This is a genomic window from Mesotoga prima MesG1.Ag.4.2 (assembly GCF_000147715.2).
Lineage (GTDB): Bacteria > Thermotogota > Thermotogae > Petrotogales > Kosmotogaceae > Mesotoga > Mesotoga prima.
In genome coordinates, this window is the sequence record NC_017934.1 from 301,797 (window position 1) to 326,487 (window position 24,691).

The 24,691-nt window shown below is 45.3% G+C and carries 34 protein-coding genes and 2 tRNA genes; 29 read left to right on the forward strand and 7 right to left on the reverse strand.

The genetic code is table 11. The annotated features are described in order from the left end of the window. Positions 1–274: 274 nt before the first annotated feature. A complete protein-coding gene (locus tag THEBA_RS14610) occupies positions 275–547 on the reverse strand; it encodes a hypothetical protein (RefSeq protein ID WP_236609185.1) in 273 nt (90 codons plus the stop codon). Between the two features lie 58 nt (positions 548–605). Between THEBA_RS14610 and THEBA_RS01430 the strand changes: the two genes are divergently transcribed. From THEBA_RS01430 to THEBA_RS01450, 5 genes are all read left to right on the forward strand, one after another. After that, positions 606–1,427: a hypothetical protein gene (locus THEBA_RS01430; protein WP_236609186.1), complete on the forward strand. Its 822-nt coding sequence runs from the start codon at positions 606–608 to the stop codon at positions 1,425–1,427. A gap of 43 nt (positions 1,428–1,470) precedes the next feature. After that, positions 1,471–2,148, forward strand: a complete 678-nt coding sequence (locus THEBA_RS01435; RefSeq protein WP_014730152.1) for a PspA/IM30 family protein — start codon at positions 1,471–1,473, stop codon at positions 2,146–2,148. Between the two features lie 297 nt (positions 2,149–2,445). Beyond that, on the forward strand, positions 2,446–2,640 hold the full coding sequence (locus tag THEBA_RS01440; protein WP_041928060.1) for a hypothetical protein: 195 nt from the start codon (positions 2,446–2,448) through the stop codon (positions 2,638–2,640). Positions 2,641–2,945: 305 nt separating this feature from the next. Next, the gene (locus tag THEBA_RS13720; protein ID WP_158309296.1) at positions 2,946–3,302 is read left to right on the forward strand and encodes an Fpg/Nei family DNA glycosylase; all 357 of its coding nucleotides are present in this window, start codon (positions 2,946–2,948) and stop codon (positions 3,300–3,302) included. 130 nt (positions 3,303–3,432) lie between these two features. Then, positions 3,433–4,329 carry a bifunctional enoyl-CoA hydratase/phosphate acetyltransferase gene (locus THEBA_RS01450; RefSeq protein ID WP_014730153.1) on the forward strand — a complete coding sequence of 299 codons (897 nt, stop codon included), beginning with the start codon at positions 3,433–3,435 and terminating at the stop codon, positions 4,327–4,329. A gap of 152 nt (positions 4,330–4,481) precedes the next feature. Here the strand turns inward: THEBA_RS01450 and THEBA_RS01455 are convergent, their stop codons facing one another. Continuing rightward, positions 4,482–5,324: a PHP domain-containing protein gene (locus THEBA_RS01455; protein ID WP_014730154.1), complete on the reverse strand. Its 843-nt coding sequence runs from the start codon at positions 5,322–5,324 to the stop codon at positions 4,482–4,484. 84 nt (positions 5,325–5,408) lie between these two features. Between THEBA_RS01455 and THEBA_RS01460 the strand changes: the two genes are divergently transcribed. Beyond that, the gene (locus tag THEBA_RS01460; protein WP_236609187.1) at positions 5,409–6,230 is read left to right on the forward strand and encodes a serine/threonine protein kinase; all 822 of its coding nucleotides are present in this window, start codon (positions 5,409–5,411) and stop codon (positions 6,228–6,230) included. Between the two features lies 1 nt (position 6,231). Here the strand turns inward: THEBA_RS01460 and THEBA_RS01465 are convergent, their stop codons facing one another. Genes THEBA_RS01465 through thiI form a run of 4 tightly spaced genes read right to left on the reverse strand, consistent with a single transcriptional unit; the run spans position 6,232 to position 9,543 of the window. Beyond that, positions 6,232–7,071 carry a polyprenyl synthetase family protein gene (locus THEBA_RS01465; RefSeq protein WP_014730156.1) on the reverse strand — a complete coding sequence of 280 codons (840 nt, stop codon included), beginning with the start codon at positions 7,069–7,071 and terminating at the stop codon, positions 6,232–6,234. Then, positions 7,058–7,591 (reverse strand): bifunctional nuclease family protein, encoded by a 534-nt coding sequence (locus THEBA_RS01470; RefSeq protein WP_014730157.1) that lies wholly within the window; start codon positions 7,589–7,591, stop codon positions 7,058–7,060. The genes THEBA_RS01465 and THEBA_RS01470 overlap by 14 nt, the downstream gene beginning before the upstream one ends. Before the next feature lie 10 nt (positions 7,592–7,601). Beyond that, positions 7,602–8,354, reverse strand: coding sequence for a lysophospholipid acyltransferase family protein (locus tag THEBA_RS01475; protein ID WP_014730158.1), 753 nt, complete (start codon positions 8,352–8,354; stop codon positions 7,602–7,604). Further along, positions 8,329–9,543 (reverse strand): tRNA uracil 4-sulfurtransferase ThiI, encoded by a 1,215-nt coding sequence (gene thiI, locus THEBA_RS01480; protein WP_014730159.1) that lies wholly within the window; start codon positions 9,541–9,543, stop codon positions 8,329–8,331. Before thiI ends, THEBA_RS01475 begins: the two co-directional genes overlap by 26 nt. 82 nt (positions 9,544–9,625) lie before the next feature. Here thiI and THEBA_RS01485 point away from each other — a divergent pair, with 82 nt between their 5' ends. The 22 genes from THEBA_RS01485 to lepB all read left to right on the forward strand — a co-directional run bounded on the left by THEBA_RS01485 (position 9,626) and on the right by lepB (position 23,766). Continuing rightward, positions 9,626–10,342: a tetratricopeptide repeat protein gene (locus THEBA_RS01485; RefSeq protein WP_014730160.1), complete on the forward strand. Its 717-nt coding sequence runs from the start codon at positions 9,626–9,628 to the stop codon at positions 10,340–10,342. After that, positions 10,342–10,827 carry a hypothetical protein gene (locus THEBA_RS01490; RefSeq protein WP_014730161.1) on the forward strand — a complete coding sequence of 162 codons (486 nt, stop codon included), beginning with the start codon at positions 10,342–10,344 and terminating at the stop codon, positions 10,825–10,827. Before THEBA_RS01485 ends, THEBA_RS01490 begins: the two co-directional genes overlap by 1 nt. Before the next feature lies 1 nt (position 10,828). After that, the gene (locus THEBA_RS01495) at positions 10,829–11,632 is read left to right on the forward strand and encodes a carbon-nitrogen hydrolase family protein (protein ID WP_014730162.1); all 804 of its coding nucleotides are present in this window, start codon (positions 10,829–10,831) and stop codon (positions 11,630–11,632) included. Between the two features lie 49 nt (positions 11,633–11,681). Continuing rightward, a tRNA-Lys gene (locus THEBA_RS01500) sits at positions 11,682–11,757 on the forward strand. A gap of 123 nt (positions 11,758–11,880) precedes the next feature. Continuing rightward, positions 11,881–12,447 (forward strand): translation initiation factor IF-3, encoded by a 567-nt coding sequence (gene infC, locus THEBA_RS01505; RefSeq protein ID WP_257212000.1) that lies wholly within the window; start codon positions 11,881–11,883, stop codon positions 12,445–12,447. Further along, on the forward strand, positions 12,416–12,619 hold the full coding sequence (gene rpmI / locus THEBA_RS01510) for a 50S ribosomal protein L35 (RefSeq protein WP_006491740.1): 204 nt from the start codon (positions 12,416–12,418) through the stop codon (positions 12,617–12,619). The genes infC and rpmI overlap by 32 nt, the downstream gene beginning before the upstream one ends. A 23-nt stretch (positions 12,620–12,642) precedes the next feature. Further along, the gene (rplT, locus tag THEBA_RS01515) at positions 12,643–13,002 is read left to right on the forward strand and encodes a 50S ribosomal protein L20 (RefSeq protein ID WP_014730163.1); all 360 of its coding nucleotides are present in this window, start codon (positions 12,643–12,645) and stop codon (positions 13,000–13,002) included. Between the two features lie 42 nt (positions 13,003–13,044). Continuing rightward, on the forward strand, positions 13,045–13,467 hold the full coding sequence (locus THEBA_RS01520; RefSeq protein ID WP_014730164.1) for an OsmC family protein: 423 nt from the start codon (positions 13,045–13,047) through the stop codon (positions 13,465–13,467). Continuing rightward, complete coding sequence (locus THEBA_RS01525) at positions 13,464–14,273, forward strand: Mrp/NBP35 family ATP-binding protein (RefSeq protein ID WP_014730165.1); 810 nt, start codon at positions 13,464–13,466, stop codon at positions 14,271–14,273. Before THEBA_RS01520 ends, THEBA_RS01525 begins: the two co-directional genes overlap by 4 nt. Beyond that, complete coding sequence (mtnA, locus tag THEBA_RS01530) at positions 14,270–15,316, forward strand: S-methyl-5-thioribose-1-phosphate isomerase (protein ID WP_014730166.1); 1,047 nt, start codon at positions 14,270–14,272, stop codon at positions 15,314–15,316. Before THEBA_RS01525 ends, mtnA begins: the two co-directional genes overlap by 4 nt. A 21-nt stretch (positions 15,317–15,337) precedes the next feature. Beyond that, positions 15,338–16,627 (forward strand): serine hydroxymethyltransferase, encoded by a 1,290-nt coding sequence (glyA, locus tag THEBA_RS01535; protein WP_014730167.1) that lies wholly within the window; start codon positions 15,338–15,340, stop codon positions 16,625–16,627. Beyond that, on the forward strand, positions 16,614–17,252 hold the full coding sequence (gene upp / locus THEBA_RS01540) for a uracil phosphoribosyltransferase (protein WP_041928061.1): 639 nt from the start codon (positions 16,614–16,616) through the stop codon (positions 17,250–17,252). The genes glyA and upp overlap by 14 nt, the downstream gene beginning before the upstream one ends. Further along, entirely contained in the window at positions 17,221–18,015 is a 795-nt protein-coding gene (locus THEBA_RS01545; protein ID WP_041928062.1) for a carbohydrate kinase family protein, read from the forward strand. The genes upp and THEBA_RS01545 overlap by 32 nt, the downstream gene beginning before the upstream one ends. Positions 18,016–18,019: 4 nt before the next feature. Beyond that, positions 18,020–18,592 carry a thymidine kinase gene (locus THEBA_RS01550; protein WP_014730169.1) on the forward strand — a complete coding sequence of 191 codons (573 nt, stop codon included), beginning with the start codon at positions 18,020–18,022 and terminating at the stop codon, positions 18,590–18,592. A 236-nt stretch (positions 18,593–18,828) separates the two neighbouring features. Next, positions 18,829–20,145 carry a signal recognition particle protein gene (ffh, locus tag THEBA_RS01555; RefSeq protein ID WP_014730170.1) on the forward strand — a complete coding sequence of 439 codons (1,317 nt, stop codon included), beginning with the start codon at positions 18,829–18,831 and terminating at the stop codon, positions 20,143–20,145. Positions 20,146–20,176: 31 nt separating this feature from the next. Continuing rightward, positions 20,177–20,467: a 30S ribosomal protein S16 gene (gene rpsP, locus THEBA_RS01560; RefSeq protein ID WP_006491752.1), complete on the forward strand. Its 291-nt coding sequence runs from the start codon at positions 20,177–20,179 to the stop codon at positions 20,465–20,467. After that, positions 20,467–20,700, forward strand: coding sequence for a KH domain-containing protein (locus THEBA_RS01565; protein ID WP_006491753.1), 234 nt, complete (start codon positions 20,467–20,469; stop codon positions 20,698–20,700). Before rpsP ends, THEBA_RS01565 begins: the two co-directional genes overlap by 1 nt. Then, positions 20,697–21,254 carry a ribosome maturation factor RimM gene (rimM, locus tag THEBA_RS01570; protein WP_014730171.1) on the forward strand — a complete coding sequence of 186 codons (558 nt, stop codon included), beginning with the start codon at positions 20,697–20,699 and terminating at the stop codon, positions 21,252–21,254. The genes THEBA_RS01565 and rimM overlap by 4 nt, the downstream gene beginning before the upstream one ends. Next, positions 21,251–21,994 carry a tRNA (guanosine(37)-N1)-methyltransferase TrmD gene (trmD, locus tag THEBA_RS01575; protein WP_014730172.1) on the forward strand — a complete coding sequence of 248 codons (744 nt, stop codon included), beginning with the start codon at positions 21,251–21,253 and terminating at the stop codon, positions 21,992–21,994. The genes rimM and trmD overlap by 4 nt, the downstream gene beginning before the upstream one ends. Continuing rightward, on the forward strand, positions 21,984–22,601 hold the full coding sequence (locus THEBA_RS01580; RefSeq protein ID WP_014730173.1) for an RNA methyltransferase: 618 nt from the start codon (positions 21,984–21,986) through the stop codon (positions 22,599–22,601). The genes trmD and THEBA_RS01580 overlap by 11 nt, the downstream gene beginning before the upstream one ends. After that, positions 22,570–22,917 carry a 50S ribosomal protein L19 gene (rplS, locus tag THEBA_RS01585; RefSeq protein ID WP_006491761.1) on the forward strand — a complete coding sequence of 116 codons (348 nt, stop codon included), beginning with the start codon at positions 22,570–22,572 and terminating at the stop codon, positions 22,915–22,917. The genes THEBA_RS01580 and rplS overlap by 32 nt, the downstream gene beginning before the upstream one ends. 6 nt (positions 22,918–22,923) lie before the next feature. Further along, positions 22,924–23,766 (forward strand): signal peptidase I, encoded by an 843-nt coding sequence (gene lepB, locus THEBA_RS01590; protein WP_014730174.1) that lies wholly within the window; start codon positions 22,924–22,926, stop codon positions 23,764–23,766. Positions 23,767–23,785: 19 nt separating this feature from the next. Here lepB and THEBA_RS01595 read toward each other — a convergent pair. Continuing rightward, positions 23,786–23,874, reverse strand: a tRNA-Ser gene (locus THEBA_RS01595). Positions 23,875–23,919: 45 nt separating this feature from the next. On the opposite strand from THEBA_RS01595, the gene folE2 reads away from it, so the two are divergent. Beyond that, positions 23,920–24,690, forward strand: coding sequence for a GTP cyclohydrolase FolE2 (gene folE2, locus THEBA_RS01600; RefSeq protein ID WP_006491763.1), 771 nt, complete (start codon positions 23,920–23,922; stop codon positions 24,688–24,690). Position 24,691 lies beyond the last annotated feature (1 nt).

Here is a 24,691-nt window from a genome sequence, read left to right on the forward strand (position 1 = left end):
AAGCCTCCTGGAATAGTTTGACATTCTCCGCCGAGAAGACCGGTTCTTCGTTGTTCGTTCTTGGAACCAGATCCCGGATCCCAAGATGACATCGAATGGTTACTCCGAAAAAACGCTACATCTCGTTATCTGAACTTATTTCATCATCGCGATCCCATGAATCGCTGTACGCTAAAAAACAAGAACTCGCTGGCCACGAATGAAAACTGCGTTGTGCGGCAACGAGCCATTAGTAAAGATAAGCATGGGTGGCTTCAACTACTTTTAACACTCATTAATTCTTATGCAATTCCAGATTGTATGGCCTATAATTAGCTGAAAAGGGTTGCTTGCCTGAAAGGAGATAAGCATTGGCTAGAAGGAGTAGCGGCGGGTCGTCATCCAGCAACAGAAGCAGTGGCGGAAGAAGCGGAGGATCGTTCAGCAGCAGTCGAAGCAGCCGATCCTCAAGCAGCAGCTCAAGCAGCTCCAGGGGAAGCACTTCTAGGCCTGGAAGCTCATTTCCTTCGGGTATATTTGGTAGTTCTTCCCGCAAAAAGGTTGGCACGTCAACCTTCAGAATTCCTGTCGGAGGTTCCAGGAGACCAACTGCGGGGGGATCAGGAGTGAACACTGCCGGGTGTGCAGGATGCGGCGGCTGCAGTCTCTTTGTATTTGGTGTAATCGTCATCGCTATATTACTGATTGTGCTAGTAGCCTCGGGTACTTTCTCCTCTTGTGGGAGTAATCCTGGAAATGTCGAGATCACGAAATCGACGATCGCGAGAGAACCGCTGCCAAAAGGATCGGTCAACGAAACCGGGTATTATATGGATGAGCTCGGGTGGATCAACAAAGATTCCGTTCTTATCAACGGCTTGAAACACTTCTATCAGGAGACGGGCGTTCAACCTTATCTATATATAACAGATACGGTAAACGGTTCTCACTCACCCACTGCCGATGACCTTGCAGATTTTGCTAGTGGACTTTACGACAAACTTTTCACAGACGAAGCCCATTGCCTCATAGTCTTTTTCGAATACGGCGACGGTTATATGGATAGATATGTGTGCGGTAATCAGGCGAAGACAGTTATCGACGACGAGGCTGCCGATATCCTTCTCGATTATATAGACAAGTATTATTATTACGATAACTTTGCCGATGAAGAGTTCTTCGCCAAGGCATTCAGCGACGCGGCAGACAGGATCATGGCTGTAACCAGATCTCCCTGGATTCCGGTATTCATTGTAATAGGAATCATAGCAGTGATTGTGCTCTTGCTTTTCTGGTGGAGCAATGTGAAGAGACAGGAGAATATCGAGGCGAAGCAGACGCAAGAGATCTTGAACACCCCTCTTGAAAAGTTCGGAGATCAGGAAGTTGAGGAATTAACCAAAAAATATGAGAAGAAAGATGAAGGAAATGAGTCAAAAGAAAGTTGAAGCTATCACACGAGCCTTAGAGGCTTGATTCTGGGAGGAAAAGATGGGTATTCTTGACAGGTTCAATGACATTATCAAGTCAAATGTAAATTCTTTGCTCGACAAGATGGAAGATCCTTCGAAGATGATCGACCAGCACCTTCGTGAACTTAGCGAGGATCTTGCCGAAGTGAAGCGAGGAACTGCAGGTGTAATTGCAGAGGAGACGAGAACTAAGAGACTGGTCGATGAAAACGCGGCAGAGGTGGCAAAGTACGCTGACTTCGCAAAGCGGGCATTGCTTGCAAAAAACGACGGAGACGCAAAAGTCTTTATCGCAAAGAAGCAGGAGCTCGAAAACGTGGGCGCAGGGCTAATGACGGCTTACGCGGCAGCCCACGAAAACGCTGTTAAAATGCGCCAGATGCACGACAAGCTAGTTTCGGATATTGAATCTCTCAAAAACAGACGCGCAATGATCAAAGCTAAGGTGGCCGTCGCAAAAACGCAGAAGAAGATTAATGAAGTCAGTTCTTCGGCAGGTAAGACGCAGGGAGCAATAGATGCGGTTGGGAGACTGGAAGAAAAGGCACAGAAGATGCTTGATGAAGCAAATGCCATGGCCGAACTCAATACTGAGCCGATTGACAAAGCAAAGGCTCTCGAAGAGAAGTATGCGGCGAAGAGCTCCTTTGCAGTCGATGAGGAGCTTGAACAGATGAAGAAGGAGCTGGGGATCTAGAAACTCTTTAGACAGTTTTGTCTCTGCTTTCTTGAGAGGAACAGTATCTCAAGAAGATTCTATTCGAAGACGGTTCATGTACGTCATTATACTGAAATTGGCGGATAACTTGTAAGTGGGGTCGAAGATTGATGCAGCACATTCCTGCTGTACCATAGTGATTCTCTTCGGCCTTTCTCTTTTTGTGACAGTTCGAGTCTTCGGAAGAAGCAAGTGAACGACAGGAAGAATTTGGTACTTCTCGATTTGGAAGGACCCTCTGCGACACTTGACAGTAGTTATTAGTGGGGGCTAAGAATGATCGAGATACCGGGGGCATTGGTTCTTGCAAATCAGATCGACGAAACTCTTTCGGACAAAAAGGCAAAGACGGTTGAAGTACCGATAAAGTCTAGAAAATACTCCTTCCATTTCGCGATCTTTGCAATACGGGAATCCGGTGAATTGTGTGGTTACTTTTTACTTCTTCACGAGAACTGGGTGGAATCGTAGAGATATGCTTTGAAAGCAGAGGATCACTCTTGTCTGATGGAGCGGCAAATGCCTTTCACGATAAAGTCGAAACGCCGGAACCCAATCGCAGCTGAGAATAATATTCAGTGACGGAACATTTTTTGTTGAGAAAATCCAGCTTTACGGTGGCATTTGGCGCTTCAGTGAAGGAGAATTCAACAACAAGTACTATCTTGCGGCTCAGGGAAAGCCTTCACCGCTTGGCGATCAGTTCAACGAGGCTTACTTTTTTCTTGATATGCTCGGCTGTTAAGGAGCCGGCAAACACAGCTTGAAGTCTTCTCTTGCAAAAGAGCAGCGAATCACCGGTTTGGGAAATGAAACGCTTCAGTATATCGTCGACGTCAGTTCTTCACCCGAGAATCAAGATGGAGAGTCTTTGCGATGAGGAGAAAGGCACAATGTTTTCTTCAATAAGGAGCATTCTAAAGGAGATGGCTCCGCATGGAGGCAGGGATTCCGAAAGGGACTTCTTTGGTAATCCCAAAGGGCATAGAACGTCGATGGAAAAAGTGACCTGCTGGAACCCTTGCCCAAGATGCGGCAAACTGATTCAAAGGCAAGGCTATCTCGGAGGAAAGATCTATTTTTTTAAGGTTGCCAGAAGATGCGCCGGCCTCTGTACTAAGGAGATGGTTTAATTGCCTACAAATTTTGCCGTAATGCATCATAATTAAATCTACTCAAGAGAGATAGCTTCCTCCTTGACTTCCGTATGGGTTATACTTTTCTTTGGGAAGAAGTGCAAATCGGTGTCAAGGAGGGTTTTTGTTGAAAGACTTTTCTGAACTTGTTTCGCTTGCCAAGGCAGGCGGTACTCGAAGAGTTGTTCTTATAGGATCAGAAGATAGAGAGGGGATAAGGGCTCTCAAACACGCATTTGACGAAGGGATCGCGACGCCGGTTTTTGTTGGCAGAGAAGTAGAGACTCTCGAAATCTTGAAAGAAGAAGGACTTGAGGGAGAGTTGATACCCGCCTCCTCCCCCGAAGAAGCTTGCGAGAAGGGGATAAAGTTAGTTAGTTCCGGCAAAGCCGATGTTGTGATGAAGGGACTGTTGAAGACATCGATTCTCCTGAAAGCGGTTCTGAACAAAGAATGGGGCTTAAGATCGGGAAGGGTTTTGAGCCACATAGCGGCTATGGATGTTCCGGTAGTCGACAGGGTTGTTTTCGTAACCGACGGAGGAATGATAATCCGCCCGGATCTACAGACAAAAGTGTCGATAATCGAGAACGCCGTTGCCTTTCTGAAGTCAATAGGCTATGAAAAACCAAAAGTCGCGCTTATTGCTGCTGTTGAGGTTGTGAACGAAGATATGCAAGAGACTATCGATGCGGCCGTTATTTCCAAGATGAGCCAAAGAGGGCAGATCAGCGATTGTGTAATCGATGGGCCTCTAGGTATGGACAATGCGCTTTCGCTTGCAGCGGCACAAATCAAGAAGATTTCCGGGCCGGTAGCAGGGCAGGCCGATCTCCTAGTCGTACCGGATATTGCAAGTGGTAATTTTGTGGGCAAGTCGGCCGTCTATCTTGCCGGTGGAACGATCGCCGGTCTTATTTTGGGTGCAACTGCCCCAATCGTTATTGTATCCAGAGCCGATTCGGCTGCTTCTAAACTGGCATCTATCGCCCTGGCCAGTTATTCGATCGGCAAGAGCTCATGAAGGGCAATTTTAGAGATGAGACTATAAATACCGAAGGAAACATGATTTAGCGAGCTTCTCAGTCCTCTCTCGCTCGATTATGATCAGTATATTGTGACTGAGAACGGTAAGATCGCAAATCTTAATACGTTTCTGGAGACAACTCGGAAGCCCTAATAGTTAAGGCCGTTGTCGGCGGGTAAGGATTCAAGAAATCTGGAAACTGCAGAGTCTGGAATATCAATCCCCAGCTCGAGATGTTTCTTGTGCTTCCCGTGATAATCACTGCCGCCCGTGGCTATCAATCCGAGGTTTCCTGAGATTTCGAAAAGCTCTTCTCGAGTTGTTTCTTCATAGGTCTTGTAAAACACTTCCATGCCTTTTAATCCGTAACGTATCATTGCCCTAATAATCTCTATCGTTTCTTTTCGATCTAGCATCATCGAAAGAGGATGGGCTAGGACGGGAACACCCCCAGCGGAGAGAATGAGTTCAATTGCACTCTTTATGGATAGCTTCTCTTTCTCAACGTACGCTTTTCCATCTTTTCCTAGAAACTCTTTGAAGGCATTTTCTGTTGAGTCAGAATAACCCTTTCTCACAATTAGATTGGCTATGTGTGGTCTTCCCAGGCTTTCACCGGGAAATGAACTTTCCAGCTCTTCATCGGTAATCTGAACACCGAGAGATCGCAGCCTTGAGAGAATCCTTGTGTTCCTAAGATCTCTCTTAAGCCTCAACTGTCTAAGCTCTTCTTCCATAGACGAAGCTTCGAAAACCATACCGTAACCAAGAACATCGAGGGTCTCATGAAAGTCACAGCTTATCTCTACTCCCCTTATGTACTTTATTCCAGCTCTCAAGCACAGTTCCCTGGCTTCATTCTGGCCAGCCAGTGTATCGTGGTCGGTAACAGAGAGAATGGAGATTCCTTTGTTCGCAGCCTTTTGCACTATTGCCGCAACCGAGTCCGTGCCGTCGGAATGATCAGAATGACAGTGAAAGTCTACAAACATTCAGCTACCACCTTTTACATCAATGATGATATTATTCTACTAGAGGTGATCACAATACAATACTACCTCAACGAAGGAACAATCTTGAAGAAACGTTACAGAATTATCGAGCCCCTTGGAAGGGGCGGTTTTGGCATGACCTATTTATGCTCAGACTTCCATACCGGAAATAGCGTGGCTGTTAAGGAGTTCTTTCCAAGAGGTGCAGAAAGGGAAGGTAATTTCGTTAAACCCATAAGCAGCGATCTGAAGGAAGCCTATTTCGAAAGGCTTTCTTCTTTTTCAGAAGAATTCACAATCATGTCTAAAATCGACGATGATAGGGTCGTGAAGGTACTTGATCTTTTTACGGAGAACAACACAGCTTACTATGTTATGGAATTTATAAGCGGAAGAACATTAAGAGACTCGGTGAAGTCCGATGGAGTTGTTGATGAGTCTAAAGCTCTAGAAATCATCGATGAAATCCTTAAGGGTGTGTCCTCGATCCATGAAAGAGGTTATATTCATGGTGACTTAAAGCCGACCAACGTCATGCTTACAGATGAAGGAAAAATAAAGGTCATGGATTTCGGCGCAGCCTGTTTGAAAGATGTTTACTTGATGAATTCACTTTCTAAGGTTGTTTCTTTGAGTTACACCTGTCCCGAGAAATTCTTATCTTCTTCAACTCCAAGCTATTCATGGGACGTCTATTCCGTAGGAGGTATCCTTTTCTTTCTCCTGAGTGGAGAGGATCCTATTCCTTCGACAGAGAGGATCAAGGGAATTCCACTTGTCTTAGATCTATTCCCCAGGAAGGCACGAAGAATTCTGGAAAAGTCAATGTCTCTAGTTGCAGACAAGAGGTACACAGACGCCGATCACTTCAGAAAAGCGTTGAGGCCGAGGCTATTTGGATTTTGATTTATCTTCTGGCAATCAGATAGTATATATCTCTCATCTCTTTCTTGAGGTCGGTAAAAGAGTCTATTTCTCCGAGAATTGAATGAAACGACTCCTTGACCTCTATCTGGGCCTCTTCAAGAGACTCGAAGGATAGAATAGTCAGTTTATTCTGTTTCCCATCTTTCCCGGGTGTCTTTCCAAGTTCACTTTCGGTAGAAATGACGTCCTTTATGTCGTCCATCATTTGGTAGAGTTTTCCGAATCTCACACCGAGTTTGTACATCTCGTCTATCTTTTCTCTTTTCTCTCTTATGAAGGGGGCAGCGAAGCAGAAGCCAAAAAGAGCTCCTGTCTTTGCAGCGTGGATCCTTTCCATCTGTTCTCTGGATTCGTCTTCTGGAAAGACGTCATCGAATTCACCCTCCACAACTTTAAGTGATGTCTCTTGCCACAGCTCTAGAATGGGATGAATGTATCTGGTTTCAAGATCAAGGGAGGAAAAGACCCTGCCTGGAAAAAGCATAAGAAAATCTCCCGCAAGTATTGCCTTGGATTCACCGAATTTGATATGACTTGATGGCAGGCCTCGCCGAATAGTGTCGTTATCTATAGCAGGTAGATCATCGTGAATCAGGCTCCCGCTGTGAAACAGCTCAACGGCAATTCCAGCCTTCAAAGCGTTTTCCTCTCCAAACCCCGTGTACCTGGAAAGTTCCCAGATTAGATATGCCCTGAGCCTCTTGCCTCCAGCCAGCGGAGTATAGCTGACGACATCTTTGAAAGGCTTGGATATGTGGAGTTCGTCCAGAAAGTTCTTGAGTTTGCAATTGAAAAAGGGAGAGAATTCAGCTAGTTTCACTATCGTCTTCCTTGCTCCTAAAATGTTTTTTCAGCTCTTCGATATCGAGATTCTCGACAAACTTCTTGAAACCCTCGGTATCTTCTTCCTGGCCGTGCTGAAGAGCGTCGGTCTGTAGATTGCTTAGGTCGATCGAACTCTCTTTAAACACCGAATCTTCTACAAAAATTGGGAAGCCCTTTTTGACGGCAAGCACAAGACAATCGGAAGGACGTGCATCGACAACGTAAAGCTGTCCGGTTCTATCCTGCAAATGCAGAGAAGCGTAATAAACATTGTCTTTAACCTGTCCGATCACCGCCTTTTCAAATACCCCGCCAAGTTGAGTAACCGTATTTACAAATAGGTCATATGTTAAGGGCCTTGGGAAGTCCTTTCCGCTAATCGCGAGGGCAAGAGCTTCGGCCTCGAACGGTCCGATCCATATTCCGAAACCTTTGTTAGTCTTTTCAACTTCAAGTATTACCACCGGGGAATTACTCTGGTCAAGAGCAAGGCCCCTCAGTCTTACCTGTAACATAGAACCCACCTCAATTTCTCATTGATTCCAGAGCTGCCTTAATTATATTATAGACTTCTCCGCTGAAGTCTTCCTCGGAACTGAAATCTTGGGGAAGGATAGGTTTGCAAATAGAAAGAGAGATTCTCGAAGGTGTGATCAGAAAGCTGTTCTTCCTGAGAAGATTGCGTGTTCCGTCAAGTGCCACGGGGAGGACCTTCACACCAAGTTTATAGGGAATTGATAGACTCCCTTCTTTGAATTTCCCAATTTCACCGGCCTCGCTTCGTGTCCCTTCTGGAAAAAGAAGAATCGTTCCGTCCTCTTTCAGAATTCTGAATATTTTTCTCATTGCGCCGGCCGTTTGTAATCTGTTTCCTCTTTCAATGTATACTCCGTCCAGCGCGCTTATGAACCAGCTTATGCCAGGAATCTTTGAGAGCTCTTTTTTTGCAATGAAAGCTATCTCTGGGTAGACGTAGCCGGGTATAAGAGGTATATCGAATGCGCTTTGATGATTTGCGACGATAACCATGGGGCCAGTCTCTGGAACGTTTTCCTTACCAGACAACCTTACTCTTGACCCCGAAAGCACGAAAGCTGCCCTGCCGAATCTAGAGACCTCTCTTGAAATGAAGGTCTTTCTCTCTTTCTTCCCTTTGAATTTCCCGATCACATTTCCAATTAGAATGACTATACCGCCATAAACACAGATGTAGAGAACTCCGAGCACGGCAATCCAGACAGTTACGAGTAAGCTAAGAAGCTTCTTCAGGAATCTCAATGCTCTTTACCTCCAGTATATCGCCATTCTTTATCCGGTACATCTTGGACTTTTCAATTATATCTTTTGCGAGACATTCCAGGTCTAGTCCCGCTTCGACCCGATTTATGTCGAAAAGCCTCGCCTTTGTTACTGGATTCGACGGAACAAAAACAGTACAACAATCTTCGTATGGCAAAATCGACGTTTCAAACGTGCCTATTTGTTTCGCGAGCTCTATTGTCTCGATTTTATCGTAAGATAGTAGCGGCCTGAGCACTATTAGCTCAGTCTGTTCTTCGATAACTCTCAAGTTTTCAAGGGTCTGACTTGCAACCTGGCCCAGGTTCTCTCCCGTAACGATTGCGATTATTCTTTGAGCTTCTGCTATCTTACTTGCGATTTTCATCATCAGTCTTCTCTGGCAGACCAGGCTATATCTTTCTTCAACGTGTTTATGGACTGCAATCTGAGCGTCGGTAAAATGCATGGAATATAGCCTGAACTCTCTTCCACCGTTATAGATTGAGAGAGTTTTCGCTAGTGACAGAACTTTGTCAAATGATCTTTCTCCGGTGTAAGGAGGACTGGAGAAGTGTATTGCATCGAGATCCAACCCCCTCTTTTGAGCCAGCCACCCTGCTACAGGGCTATCTATTCCGCCCGAAAGCAGCAACAAAGCCCTACCGCTAACTCCAACGGGAAGACCTCCGCTTGCTGTTGTCTTCCCACTCGAGATCAGCACTCCTTCATCCCTTATCTCAATCTCTATCTTGAATTCAGGATTGTGAATATCTACACTCGTTTCAGGGAGTTCTTCGAGAATTCTCTCCCCAACGAGGGGATTCAGCTCAACGCTTTTTAGAGGAAATCTCTTGTCCAGTCTCCGGGTTTCAACCTTGAAAGTCTTTCTTCCTCTCTTCATTTCATCCTTTGCAAGATCGACCGAGGTCAGGTAAATATCTTCCAGATCATAGGAAGTCCATGTTCCGACACTGAAGTTCTGTATGCCAAACGTTCTGGACATTATTTCTATCGACGATCTTAGTCTCTCTGAGGGAACAGAGACGATTATCCGTCCTCTGATTCTTTCGACTGTCGATCTTCCCAGTTGCCTCTTTATGTTGTTTACGAGGACTTTCTCGAAAAGCTTTCTGTTCCCTTTCTTCAGAGCGATTTCTCCATACCTGACCACAACAAATCTATTCATTAACCTACCTCCGTCAATCTTTCCCTCATGTAGTTATATAATATTCCTATCATACAATCTTCGTTTGGAGGTGTGCTGTTTTATGAAGAAAATGCTTGTGATCATTTTTTTGATTGTCTTTTCATCGGTTTTCTTTGCTTCTGAATACGAAGCGTTGCTTTCCGAGTTTGTTCAAATAAGGGCCATGGAAGACACCGAAATGATGGCCGAGTTCATTGAAAAACTTGAGTCTGAGGACCTGGAAGATATAGAAATCCTCACTCTTCTCGCGGATTGTCACCGGGAATACGCGAACTGGATAGAGGATAAGAAGACAAGAGAGACTCATTATAACAAGGCAAGAGAGCTTGCAGAACAGGCAATAAAAATGGATGACTCATATGGAATGGCCTACTATGTTAAGGGAGCGGCAATAGGACAACTCGCTCAGATGGCAGGAATAATTCAGTCCATGTTTCTCATATCGGATTTCGACAAGAGTATTGACAAAGCAATGGAACTGATGCCTGATAGCCCATTCCCATTCATTGCTAAGGGCATGAGGGATCGTGATACACCCTGGCCGTACAGAAATTACGGGAAGTCGGAAGAGCGGTTCATGAAGGCTATCGAAAACGATCCGGGATATCTCAACAGCTATTATGAGTTGGCGGTGCTTTATCAGGTTTGGAAGAAGAAGGATCTGGCGGCCCAGTATTACAGAAAGGTACTTGAACTCGAACTCCAGCCCGATTTTATCGTTCAAGGTCAGGAAGCAAAAGAAAACGCTCAGAAGTGGCTGGAAGATAACGGTTACTGATGATATACAGGATAATTTTTTCTCTGTTTCTACTCTTTATCATGCCATTCCTGAACTATTCTATTATGCTCTCGGCGATTGTGGTTTCCCTGGTCCTGATCGGAGTGATCCTCGGTAGCAAAACTGAGCGGGTTGCCAGGATTCAGAATTTGACGCTTACTTTGTTCTATGTTGTAATTCTATTTGGCTATTTTCAAGACACGGCAGGCATGGTTTACAGAAGCGAAGTTGTAATCCTTGCAGTAGCACAGGGAGTCTCGGGGTTCTATGGGCTTTTTCACCACAGAAGATCTCTATCGGTCGTCCTTTCCCTGGGATACTGGATTCTGGTTGGGACTGCCTTAAGCAGAATTGCATGGATGCGACTTGGAAGCGGCGGTTTGATCCTTGGTATTGCATTGATCGCTCTTGTTGCGTTTCAAGACATCAGGAGAATCTACAAGCCATTAGTTAGAAGTCCCTTTGAACAGGATGGTGAAAGCTGAAATGGGTAACACGGGAAAGATCAAAATTGGGATTGTTCAATTCAGAGCCGATAATGATGCCCCTGGGGAGAATCTGGAGAAGATTACCAGTTACATAGAGAGTCTCGTTGAAGAAAATGTAGATCTTGTTCTTCTCCCCGAGATGTTCAACAGCGGGTACGGCACAGATGAGGCGACTATAAGCAATGCCTCTGAAATGCAAGAAGAGACCGTGGAGGTTCTCTCTGCTCTTGCAGACTACAATGATATTGCAGTTGTAGGTGGAATCGTAAACAAAACGAACGGAGGTTTTTTCAACTCTACTGTCATAATGTTGCCTTATCTAGAACCGATTTACTACAACAAAACCCACCTTTTCCGCGATGAAAAGAAAGTCTTCACTCCCGGTAGTGAATTCAAGACTTTCGAGTTCTCTGGAATCCAGTTCGGAGTGCTTATGTGTTACGAAATAGGGTTTCCAGAGATCTCAAGAAAGCTATGTAAACAGGGGGCAGAGGTTCTCCTGGTTCCATTTGCCTTTGGAAGGGAAAGGAAATTGATCTTTGAGACAGCAACCAGAGCCCGCTCAATAGAGAATGGATGCTTCCTGGTCGCCTCTAGCCAGTGCGGTACAAATAAGACAATGAACTTTGTTGGAGGAAGCAGAATAATCTCACCTTCAGGCGAGATTATTGTAGATTGCGGAGGAGCCGAAGGTTTTGCTTCTGCCGAGATCGACATTAGGCTGGTCAAGAAGTATCGATTCGGAGAGAGCCGTGATTCACACGGTTATTTCTCCAACTTTAGAGACGATCTTTACCGTTGAAACCCGGTTGACAGGTTCATTCGCATGAGATAGAATAAATACCGTTAGTGGGCCGTTAGCTCAGCAGGCAGAGCGATTGATTCTTAATCAATAGGTTGCAGGTTCGATCCCTGCACGGCTCACCAGAGTGAGAAGATTAAGTGGAGAAGTTCTCCCACCCCCGCCCTAAGGTTGAGGGGTCAATACCTGAAAGAAGGGTTATTGACATGGCGGGATTTTCCGCCATTTTTTTTGAGAGGTGATGTAGTATCGCAAGAGGTGACTCAACTCCGAAGAACAACGAAATAATGACGAAGACGGTTAGACTTGTTGACATGAACGGCGAACAGCTTGGGGTAGTCCAGACGTCAGAAGCTTTGAGAATTGCCAGAGAAAAGGGACTGGATCTTGTTCTTGTAGCACCTGCGGCGAATCCGCCAGTTGCAAGGATCATGGATTACGGGAAGTACAAGTACGAAAAAGACAAGCGCAAGAAGGAAGCGAAGAAGAAAACTAAGCAGTCCCAGCTTAAAGAGATGAAGTTCAGGATTAGAATCGATGAACACGATTTCCAGACCAAGACGAACAGGATCAAAGAGTTTCTTGAAAAGGGAAGCAAAGTAAGAGTAGTAATCATGTTCAGAGGAAGGGAAATTGTCTTTTCAGATAAAGGGAGAGAGATTCTCGAACGAGTTGCAGATCAGCTTCAGCAGATTTCCGATATCGATCGGCCTCCAAAGCTGGAGGGGAGAGATATGTGGATGATCCTTAAGCCAAAAACAACTCCTCAAGGAGGTAAAGATAATGGGCAACAAAGTAAAAATGAAGACTCATAAGGCAAGTGCCAAAAGGTATAAGGTGACCGGTAGTGGAAAGATCATGAGAAATCAGTCTGGAACTGGCCATAATACCGGTAAGAAGAGCGAAAGCAGCCGTCGTGAGGCCAGAAAGTGGAAACTGGTCGAGGGCGGATATGAGAAGAAAGTTAAGAAAAGCCTGGGCATTTGACCCTGTTGTGAGGTGAGATTTAGATGCGTGTAAAAGGTGGAGTAAACACTAAGAAGAAAAAGCTGAGATATTTGAAGGCCGCTAAAGGATACAGAGGTGCTCTCAGTAGAAGGTACAGACTTGCAAAGCAGTACTACATAAGATCCGGAGTGTACGCGTACGCAGGAAGGAAAGTAAGAAAGAGAGATTTCAGGAAGCTCTGGATTACTAGAATAAATGCTGGCGCAAGAATCGCAGGAACTAAGTACAACGATCTGATTCATGGTTTGAAGATTGCAGGAGTAAACATAAACAGAAAAATGCTTGCCGATCTTGCAGTCAACGATTTTGGAACGTTCAAGGAGTATTGTGAAATCGCCAAATCGGCGTTGAATGGAAATTAAAAGGGGCTCAGGCCCTTTTTTTTTGAAGGGAGATGAAGGACGATGGAATACTCTGCAAGGAGAATAGGAAAGATGGCCTTCTATGCAAAGACTCCTTCTGGCCATGATATACATATGGATGCAAATGAAAGTTCTGGAGGCGATGGATCGGCGCCAGCTCCAATGGAGATGGTAATGGCCGCGCTGATGGGTTGCACTTCAATGGATGTAGTTTCGATTCTCTCCAAGATGAAGGTTACGGACTACGAGTACTGGATTTCTGCAAATTATGAGCATGCAAAGGAACATCCGAAAGTATTCACGAGCATCGAACTCGTATATCACTTCTCGGGTAAGAATCTACCGAAGGATAAGATAGAAAAGGCGGTTACCCTCTCTCAGGAAAGATACTGTTCTGTCTCGGCTATGCTTGGCAAAACGGCTGATATGTCAATGAGAATTGAATATGAAGGTGAAGAAAAGTGAATCCAAAAGAAATGGCAGAGAGAATGGAAACCATAAGAGACAACGTTAAGTCAATAAAGAATAAGATACTCGTTATGTCTGGAAAGGGGGGAGTTGGCAAGACGACGGTCGCGGTCAATCTAGCGCTAGCTTTGGCAGATGAAGGCTTCAAGACCGGTCTGATGGATATAGATCTCCATGGACCCAACGTAGCGAGGATGGTCGGTCTGAAAAAGCAGCCCGAAGTTGTAGAAGGACAGATTTTCCCTCCCGAGGCTCTGCCTAACTTGAAGGTTATTAGCATCTCAAGTTTCGTTGAAGAGGATGCTCCGGTGATTTGGCGTGGGCCGATGAAGACGACAGCGATCTACCAGTTTCTCGGGGATGTTATGTGGGGTGAACTAGACTTTCTCGTAATCGATTCTCCTCCAGGGACGGGAGACGAGCCGCTCACCGTTCTGCAGACTCTAACCGATCTTGTGGCCGTTGTAGTCACTACTCCCCAGGCAGTTGCCGTTCAGGACGTGAAGAGGGCGATTAATCTTGTCAAGACCATGCACAGAGATATTCTTGGAATTGTCGAGAATATGTCTTATTTGAGGTGCCCACACTGCGGAGAAGTGATAAGACTCTTTGGCGAGGGCGGAGGAAAGGAACTTGAAAATCTCTTCAACATTCCGCTAATCGGTTCTCTTCCATTTGATCCCGCACTCGTAGGTTTTTCAGACACCGGGAAAAGCATTGTGACTAACATGAGAGGATCTGAGCTGGAAACCGCTTACCGCGAAACAGTGAGGGAGATAGTGAAAAGGGTGAAAGTTCAGTGAGTCATTTCAAAAGTTTGACACTTGAGTGGAGCGAAGACCGCCTGAAAATGATTGATCAGAGGAAGCTTCCTACGGCAGAAGAGTATGTAGAATGCAGGAACCATGAAGAAGTATATGTTGCGATAAGAGAAATGATAGTCAGAGGTGCTCCAGCAATAGGCGCCACTGCAGCCTTCGGTTATCTGCTAGGTGCAAAGGAAGTACTGGATGCTTCCGATGAAGTCTTGTTGGATCACATGACAACTGTTAAGAAAAGGCTTTCCGAGAGTAGGCCCACTGCCGTGAACCTCTTTTGGGCCCTGGACAGAATGGAAAACGCTCTTAATTCTAACTGGGGTTTGGAAAGGAAGAAACTCATCGAGTCGCTCGAGCGAGCGGCCCTGAGTATTGCAAAAGAGGATATAGAAATCAATAAATCGTTAGGAAGAAATGGAGCAACGGTTGTGAGAGATGGAGATGGAATTCTAACTCACTGTAATGCCGGAGCTCTTGCAACAGTCGATTACGGCACGGCTCTCGGAGTAATGCGAGCTGCTGTGGAACAGGGTAAGAGAATCAAAATCTTCGCCGATGAAACTCGCCCTTATCTTCAGGGAGCGCGGTTGACGGCCTGGGAACTCATTAAATCAGGGATCGACGTGACACTAATATGTGACAACATGGCAGGATGGGTAATGAAGAAGGGATTCATTGACCTGGTTCTAGTCGGAGCAGATAGAATTGCAGCTAATGGCGATGCCGCGAATAAAATTGGGACGTATTCCGTTGCAATACTTGCCCAGAGGCATGGGATTCCTTTCTACATAGCTGCCCCACTGAGCACTGTGGATCTCACAACCGCTTCTGGAGAAGAAATACCGATAGAAGAGAGGAGCCATAGAGAGATAACTCACATAGGCAATCAACAAATTGCGCCGGAAGGCGTGAGGTGTTTGAATCCAGCATTTGATGTAACCCCATCGAGTTTGATAACAGGAATAATCACGGAAAAGGGAATTGCGAGGCCGCCATATGACGTATCGCTGAGAGGAATGTTTGAATAGAATCTGGAGGAGGTTATTTGGATGTGGGAATCTCTAGAGAAAACTGATAAACAAGTCTTCGACATAATGTTCAAAGAGCTTGAAAGACAGAGAAACGGGCTTGAGTTGATCGCTTCAGAGAATTTTGTTTCCAGGGCTGTAATGGAAGCAATGGGATCGGTCATGACGAACAAATACGCAGAGGGTTATCCTTCCAGAAGGTATTACGGAGGATGTGTCTTCGTTGACGAAGTTGAAGATCTGGCGCGTGAGAGAGCCAAGAAACTTTTTGATGCAGGGTTTGTCAACGTCCAGCCCCATTCGGGTTCTCAGGCAAACATGGCTGCTTATCTGGCAGTTGCCAAGCCAGGTGATACGATTATGGGTATGTCTTTGAGCCACGGGGGCCATCTAACTCATGGATCTCCGGTCAATTTCTCCGGGAAACTCTTCAATGCAGTCTCTTATGGAGTCAATGAGGAAACCGAGGTAATCGACTATGATGAAGTGAGGAAAGTTGCTCTTGATGCTAAACCTTCTGTAATTGTTGCCGGCGGAAGCGCTTATTCCCGAATAATCGATTTCAAAAAATTCAGAGATATTGCCGACGAGGTACACGCCGTTCTGATGGTAGATATGGCCCACTTTGCCGGCCTTGTAGCCGCAGGACTTTACCCTAACCCCCTAGATTTTGCACATGTTGTGACGACTACGACGCACAAGACCCTGAGAGGGCCACGAGGGGGAATGATTCTCACAAATAACGAGGAGATCGCAAAGTCGGTTGACAAGATGGTGTTTCCGGGTACTCAAGGTGGCCCGCTCATGCATGTGATCGCATCAAAAGCAGTTTCGTTTGGCGAGGCTCTAAGAGACGAATTCAAGGCTTATCAGCAGAACATCATCTACAACACTCGCAGACTGGCGAAGTCGCTTGAGGAAAAAGGTCTTAGGATAGTATCTGGGGGTACAGACACACATCTGTTCCTCGTTGATCTGAATCCTATGAATGTTACTGGAAAAGCTGCGGAAAAGGCCCTGGAAAAAGCGGACATTACGGTCAACAAAAATACTATCCCAAAAGAAACCAGGTCACCTTTTGTCACCAGTGGAATAAGGATCGGAACTCCTGCGATTACTACAAGGGGCATGACTGAGAAAGAAATGCCCTTGATTGCCGATTTAATTATTCGAGTTCTAGAGAACATAGAGGGAGAAAAGGGAGAGATCTCACAGACAAAAGTGAGAGAGATCAGTGAGGAAGTCAAGACGCTAACAAGCAAATTCCCACTCTATTCAGATCTGATTCACAGGAGTGATGCAGGTGTTTGACCAGCTTACGGTAGTCAACCATCCGCTTATTCAACATAAGCTTGGAATAATGAGAGATGATCAGACCGGTCCGAAGGAATTCAGGGAGCTCTTAAAAGAAATCACATTACTCCTTACTTACGAGGCGACGAGACATATACCGACGTACGATAAGGAAATCAAGACACCGCTGGTGAAGATGGTAGGCCAGTGTATAGAGGATAAGAAAGTGACGGTCGTTCCCATCCTCAGGGCCGGCCTGGGAATGGTGGAAGGAGTTCTTTCATTGATGCCCAACGCTTCGGTCGGATACATCGGAATATATAGAGATCCCGACACAATACAGCCGGTGGAGTACTATTCAAAGCTTCCGAGTGTTGATGAAAATACTCAGCTATTCGTTCTAGACCCTATGCTGGCAACGGGAGTGTCCTCATCGTGGGCTCTGAAAGTAGTGAAGAAAGCCGGGGCGAAACAAATCTCGCTAATGTGTCTCATCGCTGCTCCGGAGGGTGTAAGATTCATTGAGAAGAATCATCCCGACGTGAAGATCTTTACGGCGGCTCTCGACGAAAGACTCAACGACCATGCCTATATAATTCCGGGTCTAGGAGATGCCGGTGACAGACTTTACAGAACGAAGTAAGTTTAGGGCCCTGGTTCTTGGAGGTTACCTAGAGGATGTTGAAGTATCGGGCAGCGGTCACAAAGCCAGTATAGTCAAGACAGATGGAGGATCGGCATTCAATGTGGCAACCTGTCTTTCGTTACTCGGTGCTGAAGTCCTATTTTTGAGTTGTTTTGGTGTTTGCGATTCTGATCGGTGGTCTTTCAGATCAATCCCCGTTATGCCTGATTGTGCACACGGTATTTTTCTCTTCAGCGGTTCTGATGTCATTGCCGTGCAGAAACCTCAGCCTGTCGACGTAAATCAAGAGCTGGTAGGAATTCTGATCGATGAAGAGTATGATCTGCTCTACAGTACTCTGGAAATTGGTCAGCAAGCTGCATCAGTTATTAGTTCGGTGAAGTCGAGGATCAAAGTTGTTGATCCATCTCCCTTTCATGAGTTCAAAGGTCTCGATGGACTGGGGAAGTATGATTTTATTCTGGCAAATGAGTACATGTCATTTGAAAAAAGCGACAGGCGCCTGATTATAAAGGCTTCAGAAAAGGGCGTTTACTTTGCTGGTAAGGATTTTTTGCCACCCGTGGTTGGGAAGAATCGTTTCGGAAGCGGGGATATATTTGGATCGGTTTTTTCGCTGCTTCTCATGAATGGAGCATCTCCAGAAGAAGCTATTGGAGAAGCAGTAAAGGTAAGCGGAGAGTTTTGCTCACAGACCAGGTCGGTCGAGCAGTTTATGCTTGGGATAAGGAGCAGTCTTAATTACGTGATAAGGGGTTGAGGATATGTCCGGTAAGCTCACGGTCGTAGTGGGACCAATGTATTCGGGAAAGACCTCGACGCTTCTTTCCATGATTGAAATTTACACACTTGGAAAGAAGCGAATAAAGGTTTTTAAACCAGTAATAGACGACAGATACTCTTCTGATCATGTTGTAAGTCACTCCGGTCAGATGGCGGAAGCGATAAATGTTTACGATTCCTCCGAAATCAAGGAAATCGTGTCCAAGGAAAAGGGGAAACTCGACGCGATTTTTATTGATGAAATCAACTTTTTTGACGAAAACCTCCTTCGCATTGTAGAAGAGATAATCTTCAGTGGTGTAGATGTATTCTGTGTTGGTCTCGATTTAAGTTACAAGCACAGGCCTTTTGCCGTAACCGCGAATCTGATGGCTGCGGCAGACGAGGTGATAAAGAAGAAGGCTGTCTGTCACATATGCGGTGAGTACAATGCCACCGTTACTCACAGAATTTCAGGTCCAACTGACAGTGAAATAGATATAGGTGGTATGGAAAAATACATCGCGGTTTGTAGAGATTGTTACAAAAAACTGAATGCGAAAGACTGGGGCTAAGAAGCTATTTTCCTCTTTTGGTCTTTTTTATAGAATTCTCCGATGCCAGGATGGATGACTGACATTAATCCTTAGAAACACTTTCTTCGAAGATTCATAGATTAATTAAGTATATTGATACCTTCACGGTAACTAAAAATTAATATACTTGCTTGATAATCGCTGTTGTTGTTCAGATAAGTTCAACATACAAACGCTGGCCCGTTGTATACTTTTCAAGCTGCGGAGGTGTTCAGATGTTTGAGAATCTCCAGGAAAAGCTGGGCAGAGCTTTCAAGCTGCTAAGTGGAAAGGGAAGAATCTCTGAGAAGAATATAGAAGATGCTGTAAAGCAGGTCAAGTTGTCGCTTCTGGAGGCGGACGTCAACTATAAGGTTGTCAAGGAGTTTATAGGCGGCATCACTGAGAAGGCGCTTGGAGAAGAGGTACTGAAATCGTTCACGCCTGATCAGCAGTTTATAAAGATTGTCAGAGACGAACTGATCAAGATGCTTGGCGAGAAGTCGGTTCCGTTGAAGCTTTCTAGCCAGCCTTCGAAGATAATGATGGTGGGTCTTCAGGGAAGTGGGAAAACGACTACTACGGCCAAGCTGGGTACATTGTTGAGAAAGGAAGGCCGAAAACCTCTTCTCGTAGCTGCGGACGTGTACAGACCAGCGGCAATTGATCAGCTGATGCAACTTGGAAAACAGATTGATATGCCTGTTTTCACGGGCGACAGAAAGAATCCCGTAAAGATAGTTCAGGAAGCAATGCAGCAGGCGGTTAGGAACATAAATGATGTGGTGATTCTAGACACCGCGGGTAGACTTCACATAGACGATGCGATGATGAGAGAGTTGAAGGAAATCGTTTCCGCTGTTAAGCCCGATGAGATACTAATGGTTGTTGATGCCATGACTGGACAGGACGCCGTGAACTCAGCGAAGGCATTTAACGAAGCGCTCGAGCTTTCCGGGTTTGTTGTCACAAAACTCGATGGCGACGCGAGAGGCGGAGTAATTCTTTCAATAAGGCATGTAACGGGAAAACCCGTCAAGTTCATTGGAATCTCGGAAAAGCCCGACGGTATTGAGGCCTTTCATCCAGACAGAGTTGCAGGAAGAATACTGGGAATGGGCGATGTTTTGTCGCTCATCGATAAGCTACAGTATAACATTGACGAAGAAAAGGCCAAAGAAATGGAAGAGAAATTTCTCAAGAACAAATTTGATCTTGAGGACTTCCTTGATCAACTGAAAGAAGTAAAAAAGCTGGGGTCGATTGCAGACATCATGGAGATGATACCTGGCGCCCCTAAAGACGTTGATCTTGCAGGAAGCGAAAAGAGCATGAAGAGAACAGAGGCGATCATCCACTCCATGACATCTAAAGAGAGAAGGAATCCAAAGCTTCTGAACTATTCTAGAAAGCAAAGAGTAGCGAGAGGTAGCGGAACAACTATTCAGGATGTCAACAAACTCCTTAAGTCGTACGATCAGATGAGGAGTATGATGAAGCAGTTCGGAAGAAAAGGGAAACTACTTAAAGGTATGAAAGGATTTTCATTTTAGATAGTAGAGAATCAGGAGGTGCACGAAAAGAATGGTAAAGATTAGGCTTACAAGGATGGGTAGGAGGAACAGGCCGTTTTTCAGGCTTGTCGTAGTGGATTCACAAAAGCGTAGAGACGGGGCCTATATTGACTCTCTGGGATTCTATGATCCGATAAGAGATCCCGGCATTATGAGTGTCGATGTAGACAAGGCAGTAAGCTGGATAATGAAAGGTGCTCAGCCGACTGAGACCGCAAGATCGATTCTTGCAAGGTTCGGAGTTATGAAGAAGGTCCACGAGCTGAAGTATGTCAAGGAATCGGGAGAGAAAGCAGAGTAATGAAGGAAGTGCTAGAACATATTCTGAAGGGAATAGTGAGGGAGCCCGATCGGATAACTGTTACTGAAGCAGTAGACGAAAACGGAAACATGGTCTTTGAAATCAGCGCTGCAGAGGAAGATGTCGGCCAAATAATTGGAAAAGACGGTAGAACTATCAAGTCAATCAATGTTCTCCTCAACGCACTCGCCGGATCATCAAAGGAGAGTTTTATCCTAAAGGTGGTAAGATGAGCGAACTGAAAGACAAGTCTTTGGAGGAAATGGTTCCAATCGGGAGAATAGTGAAGCCTCACGGACTTCGTGGCGAGATGAAGGTAAAAGTCGCTCTTGAAGATGAAACAGCTTTCAAAGAGATCCAGGAGGTTCTGCTTTATGATGAAAAGACCCGTTCGCGGTTTGTAACTTCAATCGATGGAGCCAGGAGAGCCACCAAAGGTTGGATCTTGCATTTCGAGGGAATAGACTCTATGGGTCAAGCAGAAAGGCTTGTAGGCTTCCATATATACGTTGAAGAACGTGTCTTGCCTGAGTTGAAACAGGGAGAGTATTATTACTTTCAGATTCTTGGGAGTAGTGTATTCGATGAGAACCGGCGTTTCATAGGAACTGTAAATGACATCATCGAAACTGGAGCAAATGATGTTATGGTGGTCGTTCGTGAAGAGGACTTGACTGTTCGTGAAGAGCTTATTCCAATAATTAGAGACTACATTCTCGAGCTCAATTTTGAAGATAAGACGATTGTTGCCAGATCTATGGAATTCGAAGAGGTCAAGCCCGAATGAAGATAGAGGTATTGACGATCTTTCCTCAGCTGTTTGAAACGGTCTTCAACTGGGGGGTAATATCAAGGGCTATTAAAAACGGCATAATTGCTTTTGAATCGGTCGATATAAGAGATTTCACCGATGATCGTCACAGAACAACCGATGACTACCCATTCGGAGGGGGGAGCGGCCTCGTAATGAAGGCCGAGCCAATAATCAAAGCAGTTGCAAGTCGCTTTTCGGATGACAGCAAGCCCCACGTTGTCTATCCGTCTCCGCAGGGCAAGCTCTTTGACAACAAGAAAGCTCTTGAACTGAGTAAGCTTAGCCACATTGTTTTTGTTTGCGGGCGTTATGAGGGAATAGATGAAAGGGCAATGAGTTCCATTGACGAGGAGATTTCGATCGGTGATTTCGTGCTCAGCGGTGGAGAAATCCCGGCACTGTTGATGATAGAGGTCATTTCAAGGTTTGTTCCAGGAGTTGTCGGTGATATGGAGTCGGTAATTAACGATTCTTTCTTTTCCGATCTTCTTGATTATGCTCATTATACGAGGCCCAGAGAAGTAAACGGCATGGAAGTACCCGAAGTATTGCTCAGTGGGAACCATGAAATGATAGAGATTCACAGAAGAATGGAGAGTTTGCTCAGAACTATCGAAAGAAGGCCGGATATCTTTCTCAAGCATGATTTTGACCTGACTGACAAGAAAGCACTGTTGTTGCTCTTCAAGGAGCTGAAAAAGGATGCTGAATAACATATATCTCGCTTTGATTCATTACCCTGTTTTGGGCAGACACGGAAATATCGTTTCCAGCGCAGTCACGAATCTGGATGTTCACGATATTTCCCGAACATGCAGAACATACAATGTCAAGGGTTACTTCGTGGTAAGTAATCTCCCGGCTCAGAGAGAGATAGTAGATAACGTTCTAAATTACTGGCTTGAGGAGTTTGGAAGGGAATACAACCCCAGCAGAAGTGAAGCGCTTAAAGTAGTTGAGAGGGCATCATACATGGAAGATGTTCTAGAGCAAATAGAAGAAATCGAAGGACAGAGGCCCGACCTCGTTTTTACTTCGGCAAAGAGGGGGAAAGACAGAATCACTTTCGATGCCATGCGAAGGATAATCGTCAAAAGTGAAAAACCCCATCTTCTCCTCTTTGGAACAAGCTGGGGCTTACCCGGTGAAATTGAGAAGATTTGCGACTATGCTCTTGAACCGCTTAGAGCGAATTCGGATTTTAACCACCTCTCTGTGAGAGCAGCAGTTGCAATAGTTTTAGATAGATTAATTCATGAAGATACAGTAGAAGTTAGGAGGGATAAAGATGGATCAGTACATAAGATCTCTGGAAAATGAGCATTTGAGGGACGACCTGCCAAAGATGGGCCCGGGCGATACCGTCAGAGTAAGCGTTAGAATCAAAGAGGGCAACAAAGAAAGAATTCAGGCCTTTGAGGGAATTGTAATGGGAATAAGAGGGAGCGGGACGGGTAAGTCCTTTACAGTTAGAAGAGTAGGAGCCGCGGGTGTTGGTGTAGAAAGGATATTCCCGTTCACAAGCCCTTCTCTCGAGAAGATTGAAGTTCTTAGAAGGGGAAAGGTCAGAAGAGCGAAGATCTACTACATTAGAGACGTGAAGGGTAAGGTAAAGATAAAAGAGAAAAGGGACTGAGGCTAAGTGTCTGCCAAAAAGTCGAAAAAGGGTTCTGACAAGAAGGAATCGCGCTTTCTCCACGAAGTTAAGGAGTGGGGAAAGGCGATTCTTTATGCTGTCGTATTTGGTACGATTATTCGTTTGTTTGTTTTTGAGACAATGCTGGTTCCGACAGGTTCAATGATACCAACCATAAATCCTCCCGCCAGATTGTTTGTGGAGAAGATCACTTACGAATACAGAGAGCCTGATTACGGGGACATAGTGGTGTTCTGGACGCCTTATGTGGATATTGAGTCTCAGAAGTATCTCAGAGGGTTTGATAAATTCATGGATCTTTTTTCTCCAGCCAAGTACAGGGGTCATGTCAAATATGTAAAGCGATTGGTGGGAAAGGCTGGAGACGTTCTTGAACTCAGAAGAGCGCCTGATTATACTGCGGCGAATCCCGTATACCAGCTCTACGTAAATGGAGAGATTCCACCTGCACTTGAAGAAAGGCGTTATGTTAGAGAGGGAGTGTTTTACGATCCCAGCTTCTATTTAGGCTTGGCTCACCCCGACGATCCTTCGGTGAGATTCTCCCCTTATTACAGGCTTTATCAGGCCTATAAGGGGCTGATCGAATATACTGAGTTCTTCGAAACAGAGTTGGAGCCCCTCGGTCTGGAGAAGTACATCACTCAGGATCCGTCAACGGGAGTGGTAAGAGTTACCGTGCCGGAAGGGTTCCAGTTTATGATGGGCGATAACTCAGCAAATAGCTTCGATAGCAGGTATTTTGGATTCGTTCCAGAGGAGGCAATAATCGGTAGTCCGATGTTGACTATATGGCCTTTTTCCGATTTCGGCCCGCTAAAGAAATAACCGGGGAAACCCCCGGTTTTGGCGGAGGCGGTGGGACTCGAACCCACAAGGGGCGTCAACCCCACCGATTTTCAAGACCGGCTCCTTAGCCAGTTAGGATACGCCTCCACTTAGCTGATTATACCTCTTTGAGACCACAGATTCAAGGGGTGTTTGATCTTGAGAGACGTTCAGAATGAGAAGGACAAGAGAAACATCAAAATCAACATGGTCGGGATAAAGTCAATTGAGTATCCCATAGTAGTACTAGACAGAAAATTCGGAACACAGAATACTGTGGGGAAATTCGATCTGTTTGTGGATCTTCCTAAGGATTTTCGTGGTACTCACATGTCAAGATTCGTAGAGGTCCTTGAGAGACACCACAAGAAAATCACTCCCAGAAGCATGGAGTCAATCTTGAATGACATGAGAGACTCTTTAAAAGCCGATGTGGCTCATATCAAGGTTGAGTTTCCTTACTTTATAAGAAAGAAAGCTCCAATAAGCGGGAGTGAGAGTTTCAGCTCATTCAAGTGTTCCTTCATTGCAATGAAGGATGGGACGTTTGATTTTGTTCTTGGAGTCAAGGTTCCGGTCATGACCGTCTGTCCTTGCTCAAAAGAGATTAGTGACAGAGGTGCTCACAATCAAAGGGCAGAGGTTTTTGTTTCCGTAAGAATGAATTCGCTTGTTTGGATTGAAGAGATCATCGAGTATGTCGAGAAATCCGCAAGTGCTCCAATCTTTTCTTTGCTCAAAAGAGAAGACGAGAAGTTCATCACCGAGCACTCTTTCGACAACCCCAGATTTGTGGAAGATCTTTCGCGAGAAGTCGTCTTACTTCTTCAAGATGATAGTCGGATCAACTGGTACAGAGTCGAAGCGATCAGTCAGGAGTCAATTCACAATCACGAAGCATACGCATGTATAGAAAAGGAATGAA

Excerpts from the sequence above, each read along its gene's own strand:
- upp (WP_041928061.1), top strand. The coding sequence starts at position 16,614 with ATGCAGGTGTTTGACCAGCTTACGGTAGTCAACCATCCGCTTATTCAA.
- THEBA_RS01485 (WP_014730160.1), top strand. The coding sequence starts at position 9,626 with ATGAAGAAAATGCTTGTGATCATTTTTTTGATTGTCTTTTCATCGGTT.
- rplT (WP_014730163.1), top strand. The coding sequence starts at position 12,643 with ATGCGTGTAAAAGGTGGAGTAAACACTAAGAAGAAAAAGCTGAGATAT.
- THEBA_RS01440 (WP_041928060.1), top strand. The coding sequence starts at position 2,446 with ATGATCGAGATACCGGGGGCATTGGTTCTTGCAAATCAGATCGACGAA.
- THEBA_RS01545 (WP_041928062.1), top strand. The coding sequence starts at position 17,221 with ATGCCGGTGACAGACTTTACAGAACGAAGTAAGTTTAGGGCCCTGGTT.
- THEBA_RS01495 (WP_014730162.1), top strand. The coding sequence starts at position 10,829 with ATGGGTAACACGGGAAAGATCAAAATTGGGATTGTTCAATTCAGAGCC.
- THEBA_RS01580 (WP_014730173.1), top strand. The coding sequence starts at position 21,984 with ATGCTGAATAACATATATCTCGCTTTGATTCATTACCCTGTTTTGGGC.
- glyA (WP_014730167.1), top strand. The coding sequence starts at position 15,338 with ATGTGGGAATCTCTAGAGAAAACTGATAAACAAGTCTTCGACATAATG.
- THEBA_RS01435 (WP_014730152.1), top strand. The coding sequence starts at position 1,471 with ATGGGTATTCTTGACAGGTTCAATGACATTATCAAGTCAAATGTAAAT.
- ffh (WP_014730170.1), top strand. The coding sequence starts at position 18,829 with ATGTTTGAGAATCTCCAGGAAAAGCTGGGCAGAGCTTTCAAGCTGCTA.
- THEBA_RS01550 (WP_014730169.1), top strand. The coding sequence starts at position 18,020 with ATGTCCGGTAAGCTCACGGTCGTAGTGGGACCAATGTATTCGGGAAAG.
- rplS (WP_006491761.1), top strand. The coding sequence starts at position 22,570 with ATGGATCAGTACATAAGATCTCTGGAAAATGAGCATTTGAGGGACGAC.
- THEBA_RS01490 (WP_014730161.1), top strand. The coding sequence starts at position 10,342 with ATGATATACAGGATAATTTTTTCTCTGTTTCTACTCTTTATCATGCCA.
- rpsP (WP_006491752.1), top strand. The coding sequence starts at position 20,177 with ATGGTAAAGATTAGGCTTACAAGGATGGGTAGGAGGAACAGGCCGTTT.
- THEBA_RS01470 (WP_014730157.1), bottom strand. The coding sequence starts at position 7,591 with ATGTTACAGGTAAGACTGAGGGGCCTTGCTCTTGACCAGAGTAATTCC.
- rimM (WP_014730171.1), top strand. The coding sequence starts at position 20,697 with ATGAGCGAACTGAAAGACAAGTCTTTGGAGGAAATGGTTCCAATCGGG.
- THEBA_RS01520 (WP_014730164.1), top strand. The coding sequence starts at position 13,045 with ATGGAATACTCTGCAAGGAGAATAGGAAAGATGGCCTTCTATGCAAAG.
- rpmI (WP_006491740.1), top strand. The coding sequence starts at position 12,416 with ATGGGCAACAAAGTAAAAATGAAGACTCATAAGGCAAGTGCCAAAAGG.
- thiI (WP_014730159.1), bottom strand. The coding sequence starts at position 9,543 with ATGAATAGATTTGTTGTGGTCAGGTATGGAGAAATCGCTCTGAAGAAA.
- trmD (WP_014730172.1), top strand. The coding sequence starts at position 21,251 with ATGAAGATAGAGGTATTGACGATCTTTCCTCAGCTGTTTGAAACGGTC.
- THEBA_RS01455 (WP_014730154.1), bottom strand. The coding sequence starts at position 5,324 with ATGTTTGTAGACTTTCACTGTCATTCTGATCATTCCGACGGCACGGAC.
- THEBA_RS01565 (WP_006491753.1), top strand. The coding sequence starts at position 20,467 with ATGAAGGAAGTGCTAGAACATATTCTGAAGGGAATAGTGAGGGAGCCC.